The organism is Actinomycetota bacterium (assembly GCA_018334075.1).
In the GTDB taxonomy this organism is placed as follows: domain Bacteria; phylum Actinomycetota; class Coriobacteriia; order Anaerosomatales; family UBA912; genus JAGXSC01.
Genome location: JAGXSC010000037.1, coordinates 1 through 6,809 on the forward strand (window position 1 = coordinate 1; position 6,809 = coordinate 6,809).

General features: G+C 40.2%; 7 protein-coding genes. All 7 read left to right on the forward strand.

The features are described from left to right. Positions 1-902, forward strand: a 902-nt coding sequence (locus tag KGZ89_04645; protein ID MBS3974137.1) for an AIPR family protein, incomplete at its 5' end; no start/stop codon positions are given. After that, the gene (locus KGZ89_04650) at positions 899-2,530 is read left to right on the forward strand and encodes a DNA cytosine methyltransferase (protein ID MBS3974138.1); all 1,632 of its coding nucleotides are present in this window, start codon (positions 899-901) and stop codon (positions 2,528-2,530) included. The genes KGZ89_04645 and KGZ89_04650, both read left to right, overlap by 4 nt. Positions 2,531-2,659: 129 nt before the next feature. Then, entirely contained in the window at positions 2,660-3,277 is a 618-nt protein-coding gene (locus KGZ89_04655; GenBank protein MBS3974139.1) for a transposase, read from the forward strand. A 252-nt stretch (positions 3,278-3,529) separates the two neighbouring features. Then, positions 3,530-3,895, forward strand: a complete 366-nt coding sequence (locus KGZ89_04660) for a hypothetical protein (GenBank protein ID MBS3974140.1) — start codon at positions 3,530-3,532, stop codon at positions 3,893-3,895. Positions 3,896-4,040: 145 nt separating this feature from the next. Next, on the forward strand, positions 4,041-5,330 hold the full coding sequence (locus KGZ89_04665) for a hypothetical protein (GenBank protein ID MBS3974141.1): 1,290 nt from the start codon (positions 4,041-4,043) through the stop codon (positions 5,328-5,330). Beyond that, positions 5,317-6,420, forward strand: coding sequence for a hypothetical protein (locus KGZ89_04670; protein MBS3974142.1), 1,104 nt, complete (start codon positions 5,317-5,319; stop codon positions 6,418-6,420). The genes KGZ89_04665 and KGZ89_04670 overlap by 14 nt, the downstream gene beginning before the upstream one ends. 162 nt (positions 6,421-6,582) lie before the next feature. After that, on the forward strand, positions 6,583-6,809 hold a 227-nt coding region (locus KGZ89_04675; GenBank protein MBS3974143.1), incomplete at its 3' end, for a hypothetical protein.

Genomic DNA, 6,809 nt, shown 5'->3' on the forward strand with positions numbered 1-6,809 from the left:
CAAAGTGGTTTTATGAGCGGGCCCGCGGGCAGTATCTGCAGAAGCAGATGCGAATGACTGCTGGTGAGAAAAAGAAGTTTCTGCTCCAGAATCCGAAGAATCAGCTTATAACGAAAACTGATCTTGCCAAGGTTCGGAACACTTGGCAGGGGCTACCTTATATTGTAAGTCGTGGCGCGCAAACAAACTTTGCTGAGTTTGCGAAAACGACAAATGACGAGTGGGAAGCATCTGATGACGGACTTGTTTTCAATGAGAAGTATTTTCAGGAAAGCGTTGCTTTAGTCCTGATATTTAGATATAGTGAACTGATGGTGCCGCATCAGTCATGGTATTCCCAGGGTTATCGTGCCAATATTGTTACCTATACCATCGCTCTTTTTCATATGCTTATTCAGAAACAGTTTCCGGGAATGGATTTGGATTTGATGAATATCTGGACACGTCAGAACGTCCCGGATGCTGTTGCCAACGCTCTTACCCATCTATCAGAGCTTGTTTATGATAAGCTGACCGATCCCCAAAGAGGAGTTGAAAACGTCACCCAGTGGTGCAAACAAGAAGGATGCTGGAAAAGCGTTCAATGTATTGAATACAGATTATCACCTGAAATTGAGGCATGCCTTATTGGGCGGGAAGAGCGAAAAGCCGCTGAAAGGGAAGCTAAAGCTGACCAGCGAATTGTTTCTGATTCGGAAATTATGACTAAGATTATAGAAATTTCTCAGACGCAATGGCAAAATGCCCTGGGTTTTGCTACGAGCAGGCGGATAATTATGCCTGATGAACATACTGCTCTGCGAATTGCATGCCAGATACCTCAAAAAATGCCGACCCCAGTTCAATGCAAAAAACTTCTTGTTGTACTGGAACGGTTACAAGAGGAGGGATTTAAATTATGAGTTCTGATACTGAAACTAAGTTCAGTGCTGTGGATTTGTTTGCCGGCGCAGGCGGCCTTAGCTATGGATTCCTTCAAACAGGCAGATATTACATAAAGGCAGCCTTTGAAAACAATCTCAATGCTCAGAAGACTTATAAGCGTAACCACCCAAATGTGGTGGTTTATAATGATGTTAGCGATGCCCTCAGTGATGAACTAAAAGAGGAGCTCGGCCAAGTTGATGTTGTCATTGGAGGACCACCATGCCAAGGGTTCTCTAATGCAAACCGGCAGAAGAATCATGCTATCAGCCAAAACAACTCACTTGTAAAAAAGTTTGTTCACACCGTGCTTCACCTGAATCCGATGGCCTTCGTGATGGAGAATGTAAGCATGCTTCGGTCAGATATTCACCGATTTTATGTGGATGAAACCGATGCGGAAACCATAGAAAAATATAGCATTAAAACCACCCCATCGGAGATTCCGCTTCTTGAGGCCGAGTTCGTGTTTCCGGGCGTTACAGACATTGTAAAAAACATGGCACAGATATCAAATTATCTTTGGAGTGAGAAAGACTATTTATCACTCAATGCGGTATTCAAAACCCGCAATAATCCTGATAAATTGTGTGCTTCGCTTAGAAAACATAAGAACAGGCTTCTTGCTCTCGCGAAGAACCTCATTGGATCCATTGACGAAAAAGACCCTGTCTTGAAACATGCTCATGCCGCAGGAACTGCAGTACAGAGTTATTACGGCACTGCTGAAACCTATGAGGCCGGTTATGAACTTTGTAAAGCGATAAAGCCGGCAATTATGCTGCAACGTATGTTCTCAAAAGCTAAAGAAATATTGGATAACCGCATCGTGGTCAACAACTATTCAACCGAGAATGGGCTTGTTGCTCATGTTACTTCGATGGCGGTTATTGACTATGTTAAATCCATTTTAGAAGCTTCCAGCACTGGGTACTGTATAAATAACGGTGTTTTATCATCTGCGGACTTTGGTGCGCCTCAAAAACGTATGCGCTTTGTTCTGCTTGGCGTAAAAAAGTCCATATGTGAAGATGTTATACTCCCAACTGGCACATTGTCTGAAACAAAATACCGTACAGTTAAAGATGCAATTAATGATTTGGAGGAAATTGCAACGGCAACTGAAGTGTCTGACGGTGACCAAGGAGTACAGTTGCCTGATGCTCCAAAAGACATAAGTGAGCTTGGAAAACAGTTGCGGGATTCAGAAATTCTTTGCAATCATGTCTCTACTGCAACAACCACAGACGCACTGAAGCGGTTTATGGCGATTAAGCAAGGGGAGAATTTCCACAGCTTGCCGGCGGAACTCAAAACCACTTACTCCGATACGGAGCGCACACAGAATACCATTTATCTGCGCTTAAAGTATGATGAACCGTCTGGCACAGTTGTCAATGTCAGAAAATCTATGTGGATCCATCCAGTGAAGCATCGCGCCCTCAGTATTAGGGAAGCAGCACGTTTACAGACTTTCCCTGACAGCTTTGTATTTTGCGGAACTAAGGATTCGCAATACCAACAAGTCGGCAACGCAGTACCACCGATGCTGGCAAAAGCGATAGCAGATCATCTATGCGGCTATCTGGATTGTAGAAACAAATAGTTAATTAGGGGTTGCTGAAGCCCCCAAAAACCCTTGAAAATACTGCATTTATAGCACTTCTGTGATATAATAGGTACATGGAAAAAAGCATTTTCCTAGCAAAAAACGTGCACTTTGGGAGGCTGACTCATGTATAAACATCACGAGCGCCAGATGATTATGCCTGAAGATTTTTATATGCCCTTTGGTGGAAAACTGGATCCAAATAATCGCTGGTGCAAACTTGCAGCGATGATTCCGTGGGCAGATGCTGAGGATAAATATAAAAAGCATTTTGGCCGAAAAAACGGACAAACAGCCTACTCGGTGCGCGTTGCCTTAGGATCACTGATAATCCAGCAACAGAAAGGTTTGTCCGACAGAGACCTAGTGGAGGATATCTCGGAAAACCCTTACCTGCAGTACTTTATCGGGTACTCTGGTTTTAGCTTTAAGAAACCATTTGATCCTTCCATGATGGTTCATTTCCGTAAACGGCTGGGTGTAGACATTATCAATGAAATTAACGAACTAATCGCCACTAAGTCCGCTAAACCGAAAGATAAAGACCCTGATAGTGATCCGCCTGGGGGTAGTGGTTCCCCTGAAAGCAGCAATAAGAAGGCGGTGCCAAATTCTGAGGAAAATGCCGGAACTCTGATATTGGATGCAACATGTGCGCCAGCTGATATCCATTACCCGACTGACCTTTGGCTGCTTAACGAAGCCAGAGAAGCGTTAGAAGAAATTATTGATGTTTTGCACTAACCCCATGTTGGACAAAGAAAGAAGCCACGTTCGCACCGCAGAAAAGCCCGGAAGAACTACCTGAAAATTGACAAGAAAAGGCATAAAACTGCAAAAGAAATTCGAAAAGGCATCGGCCAACAGCTCCGCTATATCAAGAGAGACCTAACAATAATTGCTTCTCTTGTTACCAAAAGCCCGCTGTCTTTACTCAATAACCGCCAATACCGTAATCTTCTTGTCTGCCATGAGATCTACAGGCAACAGAACGAAATGTACCGCAATAAAGCACATAAAATCGAAGACAGAATCGTCAGTTTGCATATGCCGTTTATTCGCCCCATTGTACGTGGTAAAACCAATGCTGACGTAGAATTTGGCGCAAAGCTCGCTATTAGTACCGTTAACGGCTTTAGCTTTATGGAATACTTGAGTTTTGATGCGTTTAACGAAGGCAGTACGTTAGTGGAAGCGGTAAAAAATTACTACCGGCGATTTGGCTGCTACCCTAAATCCGTGATTGCCGACAAAATTTATCGAACTCGTGATAACATCAAGTACTGCAAGTCCCTTAGGCATCCGCCTTTCTGGCCCGCCATTAGGCCGTCCGGCAAAAGATCCGGATTTGCTAAAGCTTAATAGAAAGGACAGATCAATAAGGATATTAAAAGTCATGTTTTTAACACTTCCACTATACTTATTAGGCTAATAATGGGGAATTTTGCTGTGGCACATAGTAAATCTGACTGCGAATTTGAGAATGAATATGCAAGGAGTTGGGTAAATGACTTCAAAAAGACAAGAGTTAGCTGCAAGATGCCATGATATTCAAGTAAGTCTCGGGAACAAAGAAGTTCCTGAGTTTGAAGCCATTCCTGAAATAGGTATGGCAGTTAGATTAGCACTGCACCTAAGAGGACTACCCTTAATTAAGTATGATTTACTTAAACTGGTATCTTTTCATTTTTTACATATTCCAGGGGTAGTACTAAAAACCATATTAAACATACTTGCCGAGATTGAGTTTATTGATATTATTAGTGAGGGCAGTACTATTAAAGCAGTTTTGCCTAAGGTTCCTTATTTCGATGACCTTTATGAAGGTATTGGAGAATTTGCGGAAAAAGAGAAGAGTTTTAATGAGTCAGAACAGTTGTCTGTAGCTATCTTAAAGAAATTAACGAAATCACCGATTTTTAGGGATACGGTTTTTAACATTGGAGCAGAAACAAAACAAATTAAAAGAACTCTACAGATTGGTCAGGAAGGAGGATATTTATACAGCCAAAGAGCTAGAGGCAGAGATATTATCATTAGTCCATTATTTTTCTCAGAAAATGCAGATTTATATGCGGATATAGTGGCTAAATCTGGGGCCGATAATATTCAAAGAATATTAAAAATAATTAAAGAGTGTCAGGGATGGCCACTTAGTCTAATTGAAACAACTAAAGAAGTAAATGGAGTTAAATTAAAAGATGAAGACATTAGTTTTCTAAAAAGGTTAGCTCAAGATGGTGCCGTGAAACCACCTTCTATCAATACAACTCATGCTGGTAGTAATTATTTCATGTTCACTCCAGCCCCTGGAGAAGTTAGGCTTAGCCCAACTAACCGAGAAATTTATGAGAGAGCAATGGCTTTAGTTGCTTCCGTTAGACAAGGTCAATTACTTCCAAAGGAATATGCTATACGTAGTCCAATAAAAATACTAACTGCGTTAAGAGATAGGGGTTATATTAGGGCGAACACGGAAGCCTTTGAGCAATATAGAAAATTAACAGTCTTAAGGGTGGGCCGTCTAGAGAATGCAGGTCATGGTTGGTATAGATTCTGTTTAAATGATGTAGAGGAAAGTCGGCAAGCATTAGATATGGCAATAGAACTCGTTTCAGAAGGGCATACTCAAGGTTTAGAAGTTGATGAAGATGTAAGAATTGCTTTACAAAAAGATCAAATGTATGTTGAATCCTTAATTAGTTCGCAAAAATTACGGGAGAGGGAATCCGTACTACTTACTGATGAACAGCAGGCAGAAATTGAAAATTTAATCTTAGGTGGTGTTTCTAATTAATAAGGATCGTTTTTTAAAGTTTAAAGTGCTAAAGTACTTTGTCTCTAAAGATTGGTACCCTTTTATTGAAGCCGATATTATTTACAAAGAAGGCATTTCAAAATCCAGAAAACTTATAACTGACTTAGATGTAATCGCTTTTTTTCCTTCTCCTTTTGGGAAATTAGTACCAATAATTGGCGATTGTAAAACTCTCAAAAACCAGTCTCCAATTTCTAGGGCATTATGGATGAGAGGGTTAATGGATCTATTGGGAGCACATCAGGGGTTAGTTGTTCTCGAGAAATCAATTGAAAATGATCATAAACTTGCAGCCAATCAATTAAGTGTTAATTTAATATCTGGAAGAGATTTTGACATCTATACAAAGTGTACATCAGAGAAATATCGTGACATTAATAGCGCTCTATGTATTGAAGAGCATTGGAGTAAATACTTTGCTATACCAACTAGATTTCCTATGTTAAAACCAGCATTAGAGTACACAAAAAGGGAGTTTTGGAATGAAAAAGGTGCAAATATTCGGTTACGTCACATTCTTGCTCTAATTAAGAATATCAAAAGCGAGCTGAATCCGGACAATCAGGAACATATTGCCCTATTTCTTGATTTAGTATCGTTTTTTGCTATTGCGATAAACGAAATAGTCTATAGTATATTTAACCAATATCTAATACCCTCTACAAAAGAGCAACTTTCTGAAGAATTAAAAGTGTTAATTTGGGGTGGTATTGAAAATTATTCATACTGGGATGAATTAAGGAAAATGATCTTAACCCAGAATAATATTACAGTAACATCTGACTTATCTCTCCCAGAATGGAATCGGTTCTTACAACTGATTAGAGGTTTCCTAGAGGAGCCTTATGCAACTACGTTATCCCCATTATTACTCAAAGAAGTAGCTTTTGAATATTTTGCGGATAAAACAGTGTTGGGTTCTTTGAATAACGCAAGAAGGTTAGCAAAAAGCAACCCGCAGTCTTCCAAATTCGCAATCTTAACAGCTGAATACATATGCAAAGCGTCGAAGGCACCACCAGAATTTTTAGATATTGTTCGAGATCGGATAGTGAAATTGCAATTATAAAATTACCGGGAAAAAGAGAAAGCAAAGGTAAGAAATCCAGCTGTCATTGAAACCCCTCTGGGTCCTTATGCACTTCGCATTAAATTTTATCTCTAATTAGTACTGATAATAAGCGATATCAGCTGACTGACCAATATTTTAGTACAAAGGAACTATGAGAGAATGAAATCCATCGCCTACATTGATCTGGAAGTACAACCAAATAATGGCGCGATCTTGGATATGGGCGGCATCAATGATGCCGGGGCTGTTTTTCATTCTAAGTCCATAGCTGCCTTTGTTAATTTTCTTAGAGGTGCGGATTATTTATGCGGCCATAATATTATTAAGCATGATTTGAAATACTTACGACCGATTTTGGAGAACTATGGGATAGCAACTGAGAAGGT